Below are 254 nucleotides of genomic sequence, written 5' to 3'. Positions count from 1 at the left end.
CCAGCATTAGGAGGCAGAGGCTTTTTGATCGGTTGTAAAACCTGCTCTGTGTTTTCTGATGTCATAAATTTCTCCCTCCAGATAATAAAAAAACTCCGCATTTGCGGGGATTTTAGACTGTACATCACGCTCGTTTAGACACAATAAGCCTAAGTACAGTAATGTCATTAAATACGATTTGCATCACTTTCTTAACACAAAAATAACACATATTGATAAGTTAGAAGGGAATCAGTTAAACAGCGCTTATGAAT

The organism is Bartonella sp. AP58NXGY, assembly GCF_042195785.1.
In the GTDB taxonomy this organism is placed as follows: Bacteria; Pseudomonadota; Alphaproteobacteria; order Rhizobiales; family Rhizobiaceae; genus Bartonella.
This window is presented reverse-complemented; position numbering follows the sequence as displayed.